This is a genomic window from Rhodococcus sp. NCIMB 12038, from assembly GCF_002165735.1.
GTDB lineage: Bacteria > Actinomycetota > Actinomycetes > Mycobacteriales > Mycobacteriaceae > Rhodococcus_F.
Genome location: NZ_NHML01000004.1, coordinates 202,404 through 218,568 on the forward strand (window position 1 = coordinate 202,404; position 16,165 = coordinate 218,568).

Here is a 16,165-nt window from a genome sequence, read left to right on the forward strand (position 1 = left end):
TCGCATTGCGTGACAGATCGGGAAGGCTACGCGAATGGGCACTGGCCAGCGGAAAGACCCCTCCCAGCAGCGCTCTCAGGCGACGGTCGCACGCATCCTGTCGGCAACTGGTCAGGTTTTGCGGGCGAAGGGGTACACCGGTTGCAGCACGAATGCCATCGCGGACGCGGCAGGCATCTCGAAAGGATCGGTGTATCAGTACTTCGCGAACAAGGACGAGATCATCGAGGTCCTGATGGACAAGATCATGGAGGAAACCACGGCCGCGTTCGGGGCGCAGCTCGAGCAGTCGGTCGCGGAGGGCACGTTCCTGAAGGACGCGGCCCTGCAGGCTCAATTCCTCGCCGTCCTGGACGAGTACCGCGACGTCCTCGGTTCGCTGCTCAACGATGCCCCGCACCTGTCGCTGACGGCGCACCGTTCGGTCCGGATCGAGGAACGCTGCCGCGACCTGTTGCGTACGTATGTGACGTTGAATCCGTCCGCCATCGGTCCGGGTGTGGACCTCGAAGCGCTGCTCGTGGTGCTCACCGTCAGCTACCGGGAGGTGGGTCTCGAGTACCTCCGCCGGGACCTGCGCGGCCGGCGAAACCAGCTGGCCACGGCCCTGTACGACATGACGATGGGCGGTCTCGCGGGGACCGCGACACGCGGGGTGTAACGCGGAGGGGGCTTCGGGAGAAATACCTGTTGAGCCCATGGTGCTGTCGGACCCCGACCCGGCAGCACCAGGGGCCTTCTCTTTTCCGCCCGGCCGCTCCTACCGACGCCGCCGGGTCGGAGATCCCGGCACCTCCAGCGACACGACCCGCGCGAGTGCGCGCAAGTCGCTCTCGATCCTTCGGAACAACTGGTACACGGCGATGAAGGCGAAGATGCCGCCCAGGCACAGCGCGCGAACGGTCGCGTTGACGGCGTCGCCGGTGCTTCCGCCGACGAAGCTGAGCCCGGCGACCCCGATCAGCGGGACGGCCGCGGCGACGGCGAGGTACCGCGGCATGCTTCGGCCGAGGGCCCGGATGTTGCGGCCGTCGCTTCCGCGCAACTCGCCGTGCGACAGCAGGATCGGGCAGAGGCACCGCACCGCGTAGAAGGTGAGGATGAAGAACGGGTAGGCCAAGGCGACCGCCCCGCACACCGCAAGGGACGCGAGGAGTTGCGTGTACGCGCGCAACGGGATGCCGCCGGCCGTGAGTTCCAGGGCGATCGGGTAGGCGACCCCGGCGACGACCCACAGCCCGAAGCTGACCACCACCGCCCGATGTCCGAGCGCCAGCGTCGTGGCCCGTGCCTTCTCCAGCACCTCGGAACTGTAGGTTCGGCCGTTGCGGAGACCGCGCGGCACCGTCAGGGACAGCCGACACCAGTAGACGATGAGAACCGCGCCCAGCGGGAACGCGATCCCGCCGATCACCAGGTGCACGAATTCGAGATCCTGCTGCGCTTCGACGGGCAGCGTCGCGATGATGAGCACCTTGTTGTAGTAATAGTTGTATCCCGCAGCCAGCAGATTCGGGATGCCGACCGCGGCGAGCACGATGGGCAGCGCCCAGCGCCACATCGTCGACCGGATGCTTCCCGGCGCCGGGTCGACGAGATCGCGGGCGTGCGGGTCGAGGCAGAGCGCGAACTGACGCGTCAGCTTCCTGCCACTCGACCACCGGTCGTCCCGGTCGGGTGCGAGCGACTTCACCAGGATCCGCCGCATCGCGGCCGGGCAGTCCTCGGGGAGCGCGGACCGCTCGGGGTCGACTCCCCGGCGCCGCGATTCGAGAAGTACCTGCGGCGACGGCGGCGACGCGGTCCCGTCGTCGTCCGGGAACGGCCGCGCCCCGGTCAGCAGTTCCCACAGCATGACCCCCAGCGCGAAGATGTCGCTGCGGGTGTCGAGGTCGGAGGCGGTCCGGCGGGTGTCCGGGTCGATCACCTCCAACTGTTCGGGCGACATGTAGGCAACGGAGCCGCCGATGAATCCTCCGGCACCGCGGTTCTCGACGCTGTCGCTCGAGCTGACGTTGAAATCGGCCAGCTTCGGGATGCCCTCCAGACCCAGCAGCACGTTCGCCGGTTTGATGTCGCGGTGCAGGACGCCGTGCGCCCGCGCGTAGTCGAGTGCGTCGGCGAGCCGGAGGCCGATCCAGGCGACGGTCTCCGGCCACGACAGCGCGGCGATCTCGTCCCGCACGCTCGAGTACTCGGGCCGGATCTCGCCCCGCGCCTCGAGGACGCGATCCACCGAATCGAGCAGCAACTGTCCGGAGCGCTGCTCGGGTGCTGTCTTGCGGACCTGCCGCACCACGTCGAGGAGCGTGCCGCCGGGGACGTACTCCATGAACAGCACCCGCAGACGGCGATCCTCCAGCACCCGCTGGTCGTAGACGCGGACGATGTACGGGTGGTCGAGCTGCGCGAGGGTCTGCGGTTCGTTGCCGATGTTGCGGGAGATCTTCAGCGCCACCCACCGTTGCATCGACCGCTGCCGGGCCAGGAACACCCGCGCGAACGCGCCGTGGCCCAGTTCCATCATCAGATCGAAATCGTCGAGGCGCCCGCCGACGTCGAAGTCGTCGTCCGGGCCGAGTGCCGCGCTCGCCGAGCGCCGGTCCATGCGCCGGTCGTCTTCGAGCAGGGTCTCGAACCGGTCCGCCTGCTGCGGGTACTCGGCGACGTACTCCTCGGGATCGACGTCGGCGCCGCTCCGACTGCGGACCCGGTACTCCAGATACACGAGTTCCGGTGGTAGCGGTTCGGCCAGCAACTCCGGGAATTCGAGGCAGTACTCCGAGATGCGTTTCGGGCAGCCCGACCGCAGCCACCGGTACTCGAGATCCACCTTGATCAACTCGATCAGAGCCGCACGCCGGATCGCGGCGGTGTCGGGCAGGTACTCCGTGAGCTCGGCCGGCGAACCCGACGATTCCCAATCCGCGACGAGGCGTTCGACGCCACTGTCGACGACGAACACCGGTTCGGCGCCCGACGTCGTCGACGGCGGCAGCTGGGTTTCCTCGCCCAGTTCGGTGGGCGGCCCAGTCGCGACCGTCGAATCACTCGGCGGGCGCTCGGTCATGACGGTTCGATTCCGGGGGTGCAGAGTCCAGGCGGTGCAGGGCGTGCACTTGCCAGGGTATTCCGGACGGCGCGTCGAGGGGTGCGGAAAGGCGGCGCCGTCGAGGGCCTGTCCGGTTTGTGAACAGTGCTGCTCACGCAGACTTGCGGCAGCTGGGCAGAACGGCCTCGTCCGGCGCCGGCGGATAGGTCGCGACCGAGGTGAGGATCGGGCGATTCCGGGTGCGCCGGGTGACCATCCGGGTCGCCGAGACGAGCACCGGGACGTACACGAGCACGAAGATGTTCTGCAGCACGAACGCGACCGGCCACGACGGCGGAAACAGGAACAGTCCGACGACGGCGAAGTCCGGACTCCACCAGTACGGCCACGCGGCCGTCGACGCGAACAGCGCGGCGCACACGAACCACCACCGCCTGCTGTCCGAGACTGCGCGGTGCATCAGGTAGACCATCAGCGGCACCAGCCACACCCAGTGATGGCTCCACGAAAACGGCGACACCACCGCCGCGGTGAGCCCGCCGAGCACCACCGACAGCAACCGTTCGCCGCGTTCGTAGAGGCGCACCGACACGACGAGGCCGACGACGGTGACGGCTCCCGCGAGGATCAGCCACAGCCACGGCGGCACCTGCCCGTCCGTGAGCCGGGCCAGCGTTCCCCGCAACGATTGATTGGACGGGTGCGCGTCGTCGGCGATGCGGGTCGAGTCGAAGAACGTGCTGGTCCAGTACCGGCGGGAGTCGTTAGGAACGATCACCCAGGCGAGCGCCACCGTGCCCGCGAAGACGGACGTCGCGACTGCGGCGGCCCGCCACTGCCGCAGGGCGAGGAGTTGGATGACGAAGAAGCCGGGGGTCAGTTTGACGGCCGCACCCAGCCCGATCCCCACCCCGCGCAGCACGCTCCGCTCCGTGCGGGAGAAGTCCCAGAGCACCCACAGCATCAGCACCAGGTTGATCTGGCCGTAGAACAGCGTCGTCCGCACCGGTTCGACGAAAGTGCAGGTCACCGCCGTCAGCGCGGCGACCGCCAGCAGGTGCGGGGTGATCCGGTACCCGAGGATGCGCCAGCACAGGAGGACGCAGCACGCCAGTACGCCCAGGTTGAACGCCATCCACAGGTTGTCGACGTACGCGCCGGGTATCCGTTCGAGCGGCACGAACGCGATCGCGGAGAACGGCGTGTAGGTGTAGAGCAACCCCAGAGCGACGGGTCCGCTGTACAGGGGCAGGCCGTGCAGCACCCGCCAGCCGCCGTCGCGGTAGACGTGCAGATCGGCGCCGCCGGCGAACAGCCCGACCTTCGGCGTCCACGGGTCGACGGTGCCGAGCAATGCCACGACGGCCACCGTCGCGCACACTGCGAGCACCACCACGATCGCGGGGCGGCGAGGAAAAACGCGTGATTCCATCCCGCCCCCTCGGTGTGCGGACGTGTGCCGACGGGTTCGACGCTAACGGCGCCCGCGAGATGCCCAGGGCGGCGGCAGGCGTGTCGTCCGCATTCGTTACCGATCCGTACCGGCGCCGAGACACCGCGAAAAGCGTTGACGGAGCATCACGCACGTGCGACACTGAACTTGATGGTTCAGCATTCGGCTCTCGACGCCACGTTCGCCGCACTGGCAGACCCCACACGGCGGGGGATCCTCCGCCGGCTCGGCGAGGGCGCCTGCTCGATCAGCGACCTCGCCGAACTCTTCGAGATGACGCTCACCGGCATCAAGAAGCACGTGGGACTGCTCGAAGACGCGGGGATGGTCGTGACCGAGAAACGTGGCCGGGTGCGGTACTGCATGTTGGGGACCAATTCCCTCGAACGTGAGGTGGCCTGGATCCGCGACTACCAACTGTCGCTCGAAGGGCGCCTGAACCGTCTGGACGAATTCCTCAACCGAACGGAAGGCACGTCATGAGCACCTCGCAGACTCCCGCGACCTCCACCGTCTCGACGCCGACGGACCGGGAAATCCATGTCGAACGCGTCTTCAACGCCCCACGCGACCGTGTGTGGGCGGCCTTCACGAAACCGGAACTGCTCGCCCAGTGGTGGGGCCGCGGAAACGAACTCGACGTCGAACGCTGGGAATTCGAGCGCGGCGGGCACTGGCGCTTCGTCGAACACGCGGACGGCGACTCGCACGGATTCGAGGGCCGGTTCCGGGAGATCGCTCCGGAAGAGCGCCTGGTGTACACGTTCGAATGGGACGGCATGCCCGGTCACGTCATCGTCGAGAACAACACCTACACCGACCTCGGCGACGGACGCACCAAACTGTCCGTCGTCAGCCAGTTCCACACCCCCGAGGAGCGCGACGGCATGCTGCAGTCCGGCATGGAAAGCGGCATGAACGAAAGCTACGCGGCGCTGGATGCAGTTCTGGCGCAGACGAGCTGGTGATCGGGAAGATCTCGGGCTGTACTGGTGTGTGGTTCAACGGCGAACAGGCGATGCGCCTTCGTCGGCGACGCGCCCGCCGGTTGCGTCAGTCGATCGTAAAATTCAATCGATTGCATCAGTGTGATCGCCACCGCAATTGATGTCAAGTGCCGAAAGGTGCGCTGACCACGGCGCTTACTCGCGCAGTTCGAGCGACAGATCGGATGAGGTGGGGCCGCTCTTGACACTGCACAGCACCCACGTGCATGCTGCTATTGCAAAGGATTGCAATTGCGAGTCGATGAGCGAGCACAGGCTCGACGGTCATGCACCCGAGTGTGAAGAGGAGTACTGCAGATGAGCACGGTTGCCTTCTTGGGACTTGGCAATATGGGGGCGCCGATGGCAGCGAACCTGGTCAAGGCCGGGCACGAACTCGCGGTCTGGAACCGGACGGCGACCAAGGCGGAGGCGTTCGCCGCCGAGCACGGCGCCACTGCCGCCGCCAGTCCGGCCATCGCGGCCAAGGGCGCCGACTTCGTGGTGTCGATGCTCGCCGACGACTCCGCGGTACTCGATGCCTATACCTCCGAATCCGGAGTGCTCACCACAATTGGCGACGGCGTGATCGCGATCGACATGAGCACGATCGCGCCCGACACGGTCGCCTCGCTTCGTCGTAGCTCCGAGGAGGCGGGTGGGCGGTTCGTCGATGCGCCGGTGTCCGGTAGCGTCGCGGCCGCCAGCGCAGGCACCCTCACGATCATGGCCGGAGGGGACGCTCGCGATGTCGAGGACTGCACGAGCATCCTCTCCGCGATGGGTGATCCGGTCATCGCCATGGGGGCCAGTGGTCGTGGTGCTGCGATGAAGCTTGCGGTCAATGCGATCGTGCATGGCCTCAACGGGGCGGTGTCCGAGTCGCTGGTACTGGCTGAACGAGCCGGCATCGGCCGCGAGGCCGCCTACGCGGTGTTCCTCAACAGTGCGGTCGCCGCGCCCTTCGTCCAGTACCGGCAGGCCGCCTTCGAGCGGCCCGACGAGGTTCCCACGGCGTTCCGACTGGCCTTGGCGGCGAAGGACCTGCGCAACGCGTTGGCGCTCGCATCCGAGACGGGCGCCCACCTGCCCCACGCGGCCCGAACACTCGAAATCCTCGAGCAGGCGGCGGCCGCCGGATTTGCCGATCACGACGAGTCCGCCGTCGCCGAATACCTTCGCCTCGGCCGCGACTGACCGCACCGAACTCTCCTCGGGAATGACGTTTCCCGCCGTCGGCCGGCGAAGACCACACGAGATGCGAACAGCCGCAGCCGATCTCCTCGATGTACTAGGAAGGATCCCCCCGCCATGACGAAACACCTGCGCCCTGCGCCCGCACCGGGACACATGGGAGTCGACTACGAAGAGCGCGTCGATTTCGCACGCCTGCGCGACTACCGACTCGGTCGAGCGAAGGCATCGCTCGACGCCAGCGAGTGCGGCGCCTTCCTGCTGTTCGACTTCTACAACATCCGGTACACCACGCAGACTTGGATCGGCGGCGCTCTCGGCGACAAGATGTCGCGCTACGCGTTGCTCACTCGCAGCGAGGACGCACCCTACCTGTGGGACTTCGGGTCGGCTGTTCGGCACCACCAGCTGTACTCGAACTGGCTGCCGGACGACAACTGCCGGCCCGGCATGCTCGGCCTTCGCGGCGGCGTGGCCCCGAGCGTCGGCCTGATGGAAACCGCGGTTCGCGAGATCAAGGGCCTGCTCGAGGACGCAGGTGTGGCGGACCTGCCCGTGGGTATGGACATCGTGGAGCCGCCGTTCCTGTTCGAGATGCAGCGCCAGGGTCTGAAGGTGGTCGACTGCCAGCAACTGATGCTCGACGCCCGCCAGATCAAGTCGTCGGACGAGATCATGCTGCTGTCCCAGGCTGCGGCGATGGTGGACGGGGTATACCAGGACATCGCGGAGATCCTCAAGCCCGGCATCCGGGAGAACCAGATCGTCGCGCACGCCAGCAAGCGCCTCTACGAGATGGGATCCGATCAGGTCGAGGCGATCAATGCGATCTCCGGTGAACGCTGCAACCCTCACCCGCACAACTTCACCGACCGGTTGATTCGCCCTGGCGATCAGGCGTTCTTCGACATCATCCACAGCTACAACGGCTACCGCACCTGCTACTACCGCACCTTCGGTGTGGGCAGCTCCACCCCCAGCCAGCGCGACGCCTACACCAAGGCCCGCGAATGGATGGACGCCTCCATCGAGATGATCAAACCGGGTGTCACCACCGACCAGGTCGCCGCGGTGTGGCCCAAGGCCGAGGAATTCGGGTTCGACAACGAACTCGCCGCCTTCGGTCTGCAGTTCGGCCACGGCCTGGGTCTCGGACTGCACGAACGCCCCATCATCTCCCGGTTGAACAGCATGAAGGAACCGGTCGAACTTCAGGAGGGCATGGTGTTCGCCCTCGAAACGTACTGCCCGGCAACCGATGGTTCCTCCGCCGCCAGGATCGAGGAAGAGGTCGTCGTCACGGCGAACGGACCCCAGGTTCTCACACTGTTCCCGGCACAGGAACTGTTCGTCGCCAACAAGTACTGACGGTGAGACCCCCGACTACCGATCGCACCCCGACTCTGATGGAGAAGAACACATGACGGGCCCGAACATCGACCTCATCGCGACGTGTTGGACCAGTGCAGGCGACGTCACTCCGATGATGCCGAGCGAGAAGAGCCCGCTCGACATTCTCGACCGTGTTCGCGAGGTCGCCGCGACCGGGTGGTCCGGTATCGGCATCGCACACGACGACCTCGCCCACGTCGACGACACGATCGGGTTCGCGGCACTGCGTGAGGCCATCTCGACGGCCGGTCTCCGTTTCACCGAGATCGAGTTCCTCGTCGATTGGTGGGAGACCGATGAGAAGCGCATCGCTTCGGATCGGACACGTGATCTGCTGATGCGGGCGGCAGCCGAACTCGACCCCATCCACATCAAGGTCGGCACCGCTGTGGCCGCGCCGCTGGAGTCCACCGATTCGCTGGTGGGTCCGCTGCGCGACCTGGCCGATCATGCCGCGGGACACGGGGTGCGGGTAGCGATCGAGCCGATGCCGTACACGATGCTCTCCTCGGTTCCGTTGGCGGCGGATGTGGTCCGTGCCGTCGACCGCACCAACTGCGGTGTCATGGTCGACGCCTGGCACGTCTTCCGCGCCGGCACCACACTCGACGACCTGAGGAAATCACTCACCCCGGACATCATTTTCGGTGTCGAACTCGACGACGCCGCCGCCGACGTGGTCGGAACGCTGCTCGACGACTCCATCAACGAGCGACTGCTGTGCGGCGAGGGCACCTTCGATCTCGTCGGATTGGTGCAGACTCTCACCGACATCGGGTTCCGCGGACCGTGGGGCACCGAGATCATCTCGCACACCCACCGTGCCCTGTCCCTGCACGAGGCTCTCGACAAGGCACGCCGCGCCTTGGACACGGTCGTCCGGGCAGCCATGACAAAGGAGTTCACATGACCACGTCCCGGTTCAACCAGAAGACCTGCATCGTCACAGGCGCGGCTCAGGGCATCGGTCTGGCCACCGCCCAGCGGCTACGCGACGAGGGTGCCACCGTCCACGGATTCGATCTTCGAGTCCCGGCCGACGAGCAGGGAATCTCCTGGCACGAACTCGATGTCACCGACCTCGACCGCTGGGGTCGACTCGTCCGCGAGGTGGCGGGAGCCGACGAGCGGATCGACGTGCTCGTCAACAACGCGGGCCTGGTCGGTTCGTACGAGAACCTCGTCGACATCACGATCGACGACTGGAAACGCGTCGTGGACATCAACCAGAACGGTGTCTTCTACGGGCTTCGCACCGTCCTGCCGTACATGGTTGCCGCCGGTCGAGGCTCCATCGTCAACGTCTCCTCGATGTGGGGATTGATCGGCGCGTCAGGCGTGTCCGCGTACCAGGCCTCGAAAGGGGCGGTGACGATGATGACGAGAAACGCTGCAGCGACCTACGCTTCGACGGGGGTGCGAGTGAACTCGGTGCACCCCGGATTCATCGTGACGCCGATGACCGAAGCGCAGGACAATGGCATCTCGCAGGGGCTGATCGACCAGACCCCCATGGCGCGCGCGGGCTCCGCCGAAGAGGTCGCCTCGTGCATCGCGTTCCTCGCTTCGGACGACGCCTCCTTCGTCACCGGTCAGCAATTGGTTGTCGACGGTGGATTCACGACGGTCTGAAACCGGGCGTCCGGCCGATCCGACGACCACCTCGCCGCACACCCCGGGTGTAGCGGGCCCTGCCGCATTTTCCTCCCGGATCGGGGAATGGTTGTGATGACCAGTGCGCTGGGTGTGCAGTTCGTCATCGCGGTCGTCTGCGCGGGATTGTCCGCGGTGATCGCGGGGAAGAAGCATCGCGACACACTGGGCTTTCTGATCATCGGATTCCTCGTCGGACCGATCGGTGTCATCGTCGCCGCCGTCGCCGCCCCAGGGCCCGCCGAGCCCGAGCATTCGTAGGCGGTGCGGCGGCGACGCGCGGTCAGAGATGTTTGCACCCGGGTTTGCCGCGCTGCCTCCCGCCTCCGTGGCCGCTTCCCATCGCGGGTGAAATGGCCGGTGATCTGCAGTTTCGTCGCCTCCGACGGCGCTGCGTTCGGGGTGGTGGCGATGTCCGTTGTCGACTACTCGCAATGGTTTGCATACACTTCTGCAGTGTGATCACCAGACGCGAGAACGAGACCACTCTCAAGGATGTCGCCGAGCGTGCGGGCGTCCATGCCGCCACGGTGTCTCGTGCTCTGGATCCGGCACGCCAACACCTGGTCAACGCGAAGACCCGGGAAAAGGTTCGGGTGGTCGCCGAGGAACTCGGATATCGCGTCAACACGGTTGCGCAGAGCCTGCGCAAGGGACTGACCGGCTTGGTCGGTGTCCTGGTCGCCGACGTGGCGAACCCGTTCGTTGCACCCCTGTTGCGGGGCATCGAGCAGGAATTCCGGACGCACGGGGCGATGCTGATCATCGCCGAGACTCACGACGACTCGCAGACCCTCGCCACCGCGCTCGACAACTTCGCGAAGCGGCGGGTCGACGCGGTCATCCTCACCGCCGCCCTGCAGGGCGACGAGCCCCAGGTGCGTGACGCCGCCGGTGGGATGCCCGTGGTGTTGGCCGTGCGCACTCTCCCCTCCGGTGACTGGCCGAGCGTCACCCATGATGATGTGCTCGGCGGCAGGCTGGCCGCCCAACATCTGGTGGATCTCGGTCATCGCCGGTTGGCGCAACTGAAGGGATCGTCTCGGAACTCGTCGTTCCTCGGGCGCTCGACCGGGTACGAGTCGGTCATGGCGACGACGACGGCGCGGGACGTGACGGGTGATGTCATTGCCTCGGCGCCGACCGTCGAGGAAGGGTTCCGGCTCACGACAATGTTGCTCGAGCGGGACGAGAAGAACGTGCCGACCGCGATTTTCGCCCACAACGATCAGCTTGCCGTGGGTGCGATCGCGGCAATCAAGGAACGCGGTTTGCGATGCCCTGATGACCTCTCGGTGGTCGGCTACAACGACTCACCGCTGGCCGGGCACCTTGATCCGCCCCTGACGACGGTGCGTCTTCCCACGTGGGAGCTGGGCAGGCAGGCCGCTCACGTCGTGATCGAAATCCTGGGGGGCGCCGAATCGGTGGAGCCCACACCTCCACTGCCGCCCGAGCTCATCGTGCGCGGCTCGACGGCTCCCGCGGCGGTCGACGCCGAACTCGCCTCCAGCTGACGACACGAGTGCGATTGCTCGTGCCGGTCGCCGGACAGGCAGGGGTTCAATGGGTTTCGAGAGCGCCGTGCCAGTCGCGCATGCCGTGCACGCCGAGCAGATTGAGGTCACCGCTTGTGCGCCGGTGACCGTCCGGTGTTCCGTTGGAGTACGGGCCGGTCTCCGTGCTGATCGACCCCTCGAGCGTCTGCCGCGCCCCGTCTTCCAGCGCTCGGCGTACTTGTGCGAACCGCGCGGACATTGTGCTGTACCAAGTCATCTCAGCGTTCTCCTCGCCGTTCGATGAGCGAACCAGCAACCTAGGCGGCGGGTCCACTGTCGCCGAGCGAGGCCAAGGCGGAGGGCAATTCGCGGCCGTGGTGGGCCATCGCCTGTGCGTAGAGGCGGCCGGCGCGGTACGACGAGCGCACGAGCGGTCCGGCCATGACGCCGGCGAATCCCATCTCNTCGGCGGCCTGGGAGTGTTCGACGAACTCTTCGGGCTTGACCCACCGCTCGACGGGGTGGTGCCGGGGGGAGGGNCGCAGGTACTGGGTGATGGTGAGGATGTCGCAGCCGGCGGCGTGCAGGTCGAGCATCGCCTGGTGNACCTCNTCGGGGGTCTCGCCCATGCCGAGGATCAGGTTGGACTTGGTGACCAGCCCGAAGTCGCGGGCGGCGGTGATCACGCCGAGGGAGCGTTCGTANCGGAACGCGGGGCGGATCCGCTTGAAGATCCGGGGCACGGTCTCGAGGTTGTGGGCGAGGACCTCGGGGCGGGAGTCGAAGACCTCGGCGAGCAGGTCCGGCTTGCCGCCAAAGTCGGGGATGAGGTTCTCGACGCCGGTGCCGGGGTTGAGCTGGTGGATCTGGCGGACCGTCTCGGCGTAGAGCCAGGCGCCGCCGTCGGGGAGGTCGTCGCGGGCGACGCCGGTGATGGTGGAGTACCGCAGTCCCATNGCCTGGACGGATTCGGCGACGCGGCGGGGTTCGTCNCGGTCGAGGTCCGTGGGTTTGCCGGTGTCGATCTGGCAGAAGTCGCAGCGGCGNGTGCATTGCTGCCCGCCGATGAGGAANGTCGCCTCGCGGTCTTCCCAGCATTCGTAGATGTTGGGGCAGCCGGCTTCTTCGCAGACGGTGTGCAAACCCTCGCGCTTGACGAGGCCCTTGAGCTCGGAGTATTCCGGGCCCATCTTTGCTCTCGTCTTGATCCAGTTCGGTTTGCGTTCGATCGGAGTCTCCGCGTTTCGGATCTCGAGGCGGAGCAATTTGCGTCCTTCTGGGGCCACAGTCACGCGAACGATGCTACGCCCGGCCCGACGCGCACGACGGGCCGGGGAGCGGTCGTCAACCGTACTGAACAGTAGTGAAGGTGGGGGCGGCGGACGCCTTCTCGGCCGTCGCGGAGTCGAACGTGACCCGTTCGATGTCGTGGTCGGTCACCGGGAGGGTGCCGTCCAGCGCGGCCACGACAGCGGCGGTGACGGCCGGAGTGACCTCCTCGACCGTGACGTCGCGGCCCAGTTCGCGCGACAGCGACGTCACCCCGGCGTCTCGGATGCCGCACGGGATGATCGCGTCGAAGCCCGTCAGGACGGAATTGCAGTTGAGCGAGAAGCCGTGCAGAGCGACACCGCGCTGCACCCGCACCCCGATCGCCGCGACCTTCCGCTCGGGCAGCCACTGCCCGTTGTCGAGGGAGGCGGGCAACCACACGCCGGAGCGGCCGTCCACCCGGCCGCAGACGATGCCGAGGTCGGTGCACACGGAGATCAGCGCCTGCTCGAGCCTGCGGACGTACCGCACGACGTCGACCGGTTCCGCCAGCTTGACGATCGGATACCCCACCAGCTGTCCCGGGCCGTGCCAGGTGATCTTCCCGCCGCGGTCGACGTCGATGACGGGAGTGCCGTCGGTGGGACGGTCCTCCGGTTCGGTGCGGCGTCCCGCGGTGTAGACGGCGGGGTGTTCGAGCAGGAGCAGCGTGTCGGTGCCCGCGTTCTCGGCGCGTTCGGCCGCCAGCTCGCGCTGTCGGTCCCAGGCGTCGACGTACCCGATCGTGCCGAGGTGTTCGACGGCGATCGGGGAGGGGCTGAAACGGGCGGATTGTGTCGCGCTGCTCATGCGCTAGAGGTTACGCCGGGGCGGTGGCCGTGCCGCCACGAGCCGGGTTCACCGGACGAGGGCGGCGTCGAGCGCTTCCCCGATGGTGTTGTGCCGGAACCGGAATCCCGCGTTCTCGAGCACCGTCGGGATCGCGCGCTGCCCGGCCAGGATGCCCTCCTGCGCGAACTCGCCCACCAGCGCGCTGAGCGCGAACCCGGGCACGATCCACGGGGCGGGGCGGTGCATCGTCCGCGCGACCGCGCCGTTGAACTGCGCATTGGTGACGGGCGCCGGACCGGTGATGTTTACAGGGCCGGCCACGTCGTCGCGGGAGAGCACGAACTTGATCGCATCGACCTCGTCCTCCAACGAGATCCACGACAGGTACTGGCGGCCGTTGCCGAGCCGGCCGCCGAGCCCGAACGAGTACAGCGTCTTCAGCCGGCCGAGCAGGCCGCCGTGGGGGGACAGGACGATGCCGCTGCGCAGTCGCACCGTCCGGACCTTCGAGTCGTCGGCGGGGGCCGTCGCCGCCTCCCAGTCACGGCAGGTGTCCGCGAGGAAACCCGTCCCGGACGGCGAGGTCTCGTCGACCACGTGGTCGCCGGTGTCGCCGTAGTAGCCGACCGCGCTCGCATTCACGAACACGGGCACCCCGGCCTCGGCGACGGCCTCGGCCAGGACGTCGGTGGCGGCGATCCGGCTGTCCCGGATCAGTTGCTTGTACGCGCCGGTCCAGCGTTTGTCGCCGATCCCGACGCCGCACAGATTCACGACCGCGTCGGCGTCCACGAGGATCCCGGTGTCGAGCCGGTCCTTCTGCGGATCCCAGCGCGACTCGTCGGGACCCGCCGCCGACCGGCGGACCAGGCGGACGACGTCGTGACCGTCGCCGCGGAGGGACGAGACGAGAGCGGTGCCAATCAGCCCGGAGGATCCGGCGACGACCACGCGCATGTGCAACAGCCTCCTTCACAGCGCAGGGGCACCATTCCTGCTGGAAATGGTGCCCCTGCGAAACTACGTTCGGCTCGAAGTCCGGTGACGGATCAGAGGCCGAGATCGGCCTCGAACGCGCCCTGCTCCAGACGCTGCTTGATCGTCGTCAGGAAGCGGCCGGCGTCGGCACCGTCGACGAGGCGGTGATCGTACGTGAGCGGCAGGTAGCACATCGAGCGGACGCCGATGCTCTCACTGCCGGACTCGTCGGTCACGACCACGGGACGCTTGACGATCGCACCGGTTCCGAGCATCGCGGCCTGCGGGGGCACGAGGATCGGGGTGTCGAACAGGGCGCCTTGGCTGCCGATGTTCGTGATCGTGAACGTGCCACCGGACAGCTCGTCCGGCTTGAGTCCACCGGAGCGGGCGCGCTTGGCGATGTCCGCGATGGCGCGGGCCAGTCCGGCCAGCGACAGGTCGCCGGCGTTGTGGATCACGGGGGACAGCAGGCCCTGGTCGGTGTCGACCGCGATGCCCAGGTGCTCGGCGTCGTAGTAGGTGATCTGCTTGTTCGCCTCGTCGTAGCTGGCGTTGATGTTCGGGTGCGACTTCAGCGCCTCGACGACGGCCTTCGCGAAGAACGGGAGGAACGTGAGCTTGACGCCCTCGCGCTCGAGGAAGGTGTTCTTGGCCTGCGCGCGCAGGGCCGCGATCCTGGTGACGTCGATCTCGAAGGTCTGGGTGAGCTGCGCCGTGCTCTGCAGCGACTCCCGGGTCTTCGTGGCCGTGATCTGGCGAATTCGGTTGGCCTTCTGCGTGGTTCCGCGCAGGTGCGCCAGTTCGGGGCGGACCCCGGCGGAGGCGGCTGCGGGAGCAGCAGCGGCAGCGGGCCGTGCGGCCGCAGGCGCGGCAGCGGCGGCCGGTGCCTTCTTGGCCTCGGCGGCAGCGAGAACATCCTGCTTACGGATGCGGCCACCGACTCCGGTGCCCGTCACCGAGGACAGGTCGACGCCGTTGTCCGCGGCGAGCTTGCGCACCAGCGGGGTGACGTACGGGGTGCTGTCCCCGGACGTGGCCGCGGGAGCGGGTGCAGCGGCGGCGGGAGCCGGCGCGGATGCCGCCGGTGCGGCGGCCGGAGCCGGAGCGCTCTGGGCGGGTGCGGGCTTCGCCGGTTCCGGGGCCGGAGCGGGCTTCGCGGGCTCGGGGGTGGGCTCGGGCTTCGGTTCCGGCTTGGCGGCGGGCGCGCCGGAACCGATGACGGCGAGCTGACCGCCGACGGCGACGGTGTCGTCTTCCTCCGCGCTGATCTCGAGGAGCGTGCCGGCGACGGGCGACGGGATCTCCGTGTCGACCTTGTCGGTGGACACCTCGACGAGCGGCTCGTCCACGGCGACCTCGTCACCGACGGCTTTGAGCCAGCGGGTGACGGTGCCCTCGGTGACGGACTCGCCCAGTTCGGGCATGTTCACCGCGGTGCCCTCGGCGGAACCGCCGCCGGACGCTGCGGGCGCGGGCTCTGCGGCCGGTGCCTCCGCGGCGGGAGCCGGCTCTGCGGCGGGCTCTTCGGCGGCGGGTGCGGGAGCGGAGTCGGAGGCGGGAGCCTCACCGGCGTCGCCGATCACGGCAAGCTCGCCACCGATTTCGACGGTGTCGTCTTCCTGAGCAACGATCTTGCTGAGAACGCCGGCCACGGGAGACGGGATTTCCGTGTCCACCTTGTCCGTGGAGACTTCGAGCAAGGGTTCGTCAACTTCGACCGTGTCTCCTTCCTGCTTGAGCCACCGCGTGACAGTTCCCTCGGTGACACTCTCACCAAGCGCTGGCATCTGGACGGAGAAGGCCATGTCTTTTGACTCCTCGACAGTTGTGTTCGGGTTGTTGAATTTTGTCG

16 protein-coding genes are annotated in these 16,165 nt (G+C 67.5%); 9 read left to right on the forward strand and 7 right to left on the reverse strand.

Annotated elements, in window-relative coordinates; genetic code table 11:
• Positions 1-34: 34 nt before the first annotated feature.
• A complete protein-coding gene (locus tag CA951_RS07150; RefSeq protein WP_087556182.1) occupies positions 35-661 on the forward strand; it encodes a TetR/AcrR family transcriptional regulator in 627 nt (208 codons plus the stop codon).
• 99 nt (positions 662-760) lie between these two features.
• Here CA951_RS07150 and CA951_RS07155 read toward each other — a convergent pair whose 3' ends face one another.
• Together CA951_RS07155 and CA951_RS07160 are read right to left on the reverse strand one after the other, a co-directional pair.
• A complete protein-coding gene (locus CA951_RS07155; RefSeq protein WP_087556183.1) occupies positions 761-3,070 on the reverse strand; it encodes a serine/threonine-protein kinase in 2,310 nt (769 codons plus the stop codon).
• A 133-nt stretch (positions 3,071-3,203) separates the two neighbouring features.
• On the reverse strand, positions 3,204-4,484 hold the full coding sequence (locus tag CA951_RS07160; protein WP_087556184.1) for a glycosyltransferase 87 family protein: 1,281 nt from the start codon (positions 4,482-4,484) through the stop codon (positions 3,204-3,206).
• 171 nt (positions 4,485-4,655) lie between these two features.
• Between CA951_RS07160 and CA951_RS07165 the strand changes: the two genes are divergently transcribed.
• The 8 genes from CA951_RS07165 (at position 4,656) to CA951_RS07200 (ending at position 11,247) form a co-directional block, all read left to right on the forward strand.
• Positions 4,656-4,988: a helix-turn-helix transcriptional regulator gene (locus tag CA951_RS07165; RefSeq protein ID WP_087556384.1), complete on the forward strand. Its 333-nt coding sequence runs from the start codon at positions 4,656-4,658 to the stop codon at positions 4,986-4,988.
• Entirely contained in the window at positions 4,985-5,473 is a 489-nt protein-coding gene (locus CA951_RS07170; RefSeq protein WP_087556185.1) for an SRPBCC family protein, read from the forward strand. The genes CA951_RS07165 and CA951_RS07170 overlap by 4 nt, the downstream gene beginning before the upstream one ends.
• Before the next feature lie 336 nt (positions 5,474-5,809).
• Complete coding sequence (locus CA951_RS07175; RefSeq protein ID WP_087556186.1) at positions 5,810-6,688, forward strand: NAD(P)-dependent oxidoreductase; 879 nt, start codon at positions 5,810-5,812, stop codon at positions 6,686-6,688.
• A gap of 114 nt (positions 6,689-6,802) precedes the next feature.
• A complete protein-coding gene (locus tag CA951_RS07180) occupies positions 6,803-8,053 on the forward strand; it encodes a Xaa-Pro peptidase family protein (protein WP_087556187.1) in 1,251 nt (416 codons plus the stop codon).
• Positions 8,054-8,105: 52 nt separating this feature from the next.
• Positions 8,106-8,987: a sugar phosphate isomerase/epimerase gene (locus CA951_RS07185; RefSeq protein WP_087556188.1), complete on the forward strand. Its 882-nt coding sequence runs from the start codon at positions 8,106-8,108 to the stop codon at positions 8,985-8,987.
• On the forward strand, positions 8,984-9,709 hold the full coding sequence (locus CA951_RS07190; protein WP_087556189.1) for an SDR family NAD(P)-dependent oxidoreductase: 726 nt from the start codon (positions 8,984-8,986) through the stop codon (positions 9,707-9,709). The genes CA951_RS07185 and CA951_RS07190 overlap by 4 nt, the downstream gene beginning before the upstream one ends.
• A gap of 96 nt (positions 9,710-9,805) precedes the next feature.
• Positions 9,806-9,991: a hypothetical protein gene (locus CA951_RS07195; RefSeq protein WP_143543029.1), complete on the forward strand. Its 186-nt coding sequence runs from the start codon at positions 9,806-9,808 to the stop codon at positions 9,989-9,991.
• Positions 9,992-10,188: 197 nt separating this feature from the next.
• Entirely contained in the window at positions 10,189-11,247 is a 1,059-nt protein-coding gene (locus CA951_RS07200; RefSeq protein WP_179220134.1) for a LacI family DNA-binding transcriptional regulator, read from the forward strand.
• Positions 11,248-11,293: 46 nt separating this feature from the next.
• On the opposite strand, the gene CA951_RS07205 is transcribed toward CA951_RS07200, so the two are convergent.
• From CA951_RS07205 to sucB, 5 genes are all read right to left on the reverse strand, one after another.
• Positions 11,294-11,506 (reverse strand): hypothetical protein, encoded by a 213-nt coding sequence (locus tag CA951_RS07205; RefSeq protein WP_143543030.1) that lies wholly within the window; start codon positions 11,504-11,506, stop codon positions 11,294-11,296.
• A 40-nt stretch (positions 11,507-11,546) separates the two neighbouring features.
• The gene (gene lipA / locus CA951_RS07210) at positions 11,547-12,521 is read right to left on the reverse strand and encodes a lipoyl synthase (protein WP_087556193.1); all 975 of its coding nucleotides are present in this window, start codon (positions 12,519-12,521) and stop codon (positions 11,547-11,549) included.
• Between the two features lie 52 nt (positions 12,522-12,573).
• The gene (lipB, locus tag CA951_RS07215) at positions 12,574-13,350 is read right to left on the reverse strand and encodes a lipoyl(octanoyl) transferase LipB (RefSeq protein ID WP_087556194.1); all 777 of its coding nucleotides are present in this window, start codon (positions 13,348-13,350) and stop codon (positions 12,574-12,576) included.
• Positions 13,351-13,398: 48 nt separating this feature from the next.
• Positions 13,399-14,289, reverse strand: coding sequence for a TIGR01777 family oxidoreductase (locus CA951_RS07220; RefSeq protein WP_087556195.1), 891 nt, complete (start codon positions 14,287-14,289; stop codon positions 13,399-13,401).
• Between the two features lie 92 nt (positions 14,290-14,381).
• Positions 14,382-16,118, reverse strand: coding sequence for a 2-oxoglutarate dehydrogenase, E2 component, dihydrolipoamide succinyltransferase (sucB, locus tag CA951_RS07225; protein WP_087556196.1), 1,737 nt, complete (start codon positions 16,116-16,118; stop codon positions 14,382-14,384).
• Between the last annotated feature and the right edge of the window lie 47 nt (positions 16,119-16,165).

Bases quoted from the DNA above. Each gene is read 5' to 3' on its own strand.
- CA951_RS07150 (WP_087556182.1), top strand. From the start codon at position 35: ATGGGCACTGGCCAGCGGAAAGACCCCTCCCAGCAGCGCTCTCAGGCG.
- CA951_RS07155 (WP_087556183.1), bottom strand. From the start codon at position 3,070: ATGACCGAGCGCCCGCCGAGTGATTCGACGGTCGCGACTGGGCCGCCC.
- CA951_RS07160 (WP_087556184.1), bottom strand. From the start codon at position 4,484: ATGGAATCACGCGTTTTTCCTCGCCGCCCCGCGATCGTGGTGGTGCTC.
- CA951_RS07165 (WP_087556384.1), top strand. From the start codon at position 4,656: ATGGTTCAGCATTCGGCTCTCGACGCCACGTTCGCCGCACTGGCAGAC.
- CA951_RS07170 (WP_087556185.1), top strand. From the start codon at position 4,985: ATGAGCACCTCGCAGACTCCCGCGACCTCCACCGTCTCGACGCCGACG.
- CA951_RS07175 (WP_087556186.1), top strand. From the start codon at position 5,810: ATGAGCACGGTTGCCTTCTTGGGACTTGGCAATATGGGGGCGCCGATG.
- CA951_RS07180 (WP_087556187.1), top strand. From the start codon at position 6,803: ATGACGAAACACCTGCGCCCTGCGCCCGCACCGGGACACATGGGAGTC.
- CA951_RS07185 (WP_087556188.1), top strand. From the start codon at position 8,106: ATGACGGGCCCGAACATCGACCTCATCGCGACGTGTTGGACCAGTGCA.
- CA951_RS07190 (WP_087556189.1), top strand. From the start codon at position 8,984: ATGACCACGTCCCGGTTCAACCAGAAGACCTGCATCGTCACAGGCGCG.
- CA951_RS07195 (WP_143543029.1), top strand. From the start codon at position 9,806: ATGACCAGTGCGCTGGGTGTGCAGTTCGTCATCGCGGTCGTCTGCGCG.
- CA951_RS07205 (WP_143543030.1), bottom strand. From the start codon at position 11,506: ATGACTTGGTACAGCACAATGTCCGCGCGGTTCGCACAAGTACGCCGA.
- lipB (WP_087556194.1), bottom strand. From the start codon at position 13,350: ATGAGCAGCGCGACACAATCCGCCCGTTTCAGCCCCTCCCCGATCGCC.
- CA951_RS07220 (WP_087556195.1), bottom strand. From the start codon at position 14,289: ATGCGCGTGGTCGTCGCCGGATCCTCCGGGCTGATTGGCACCGCTCTC.
- sucB (WP_087556196.1), bottom strand. From the start codon at position 16,118: ATGGCCTTCTCCGTCCAGATGCCAGCGCTTGGTGAGAGTGTCACCGAG.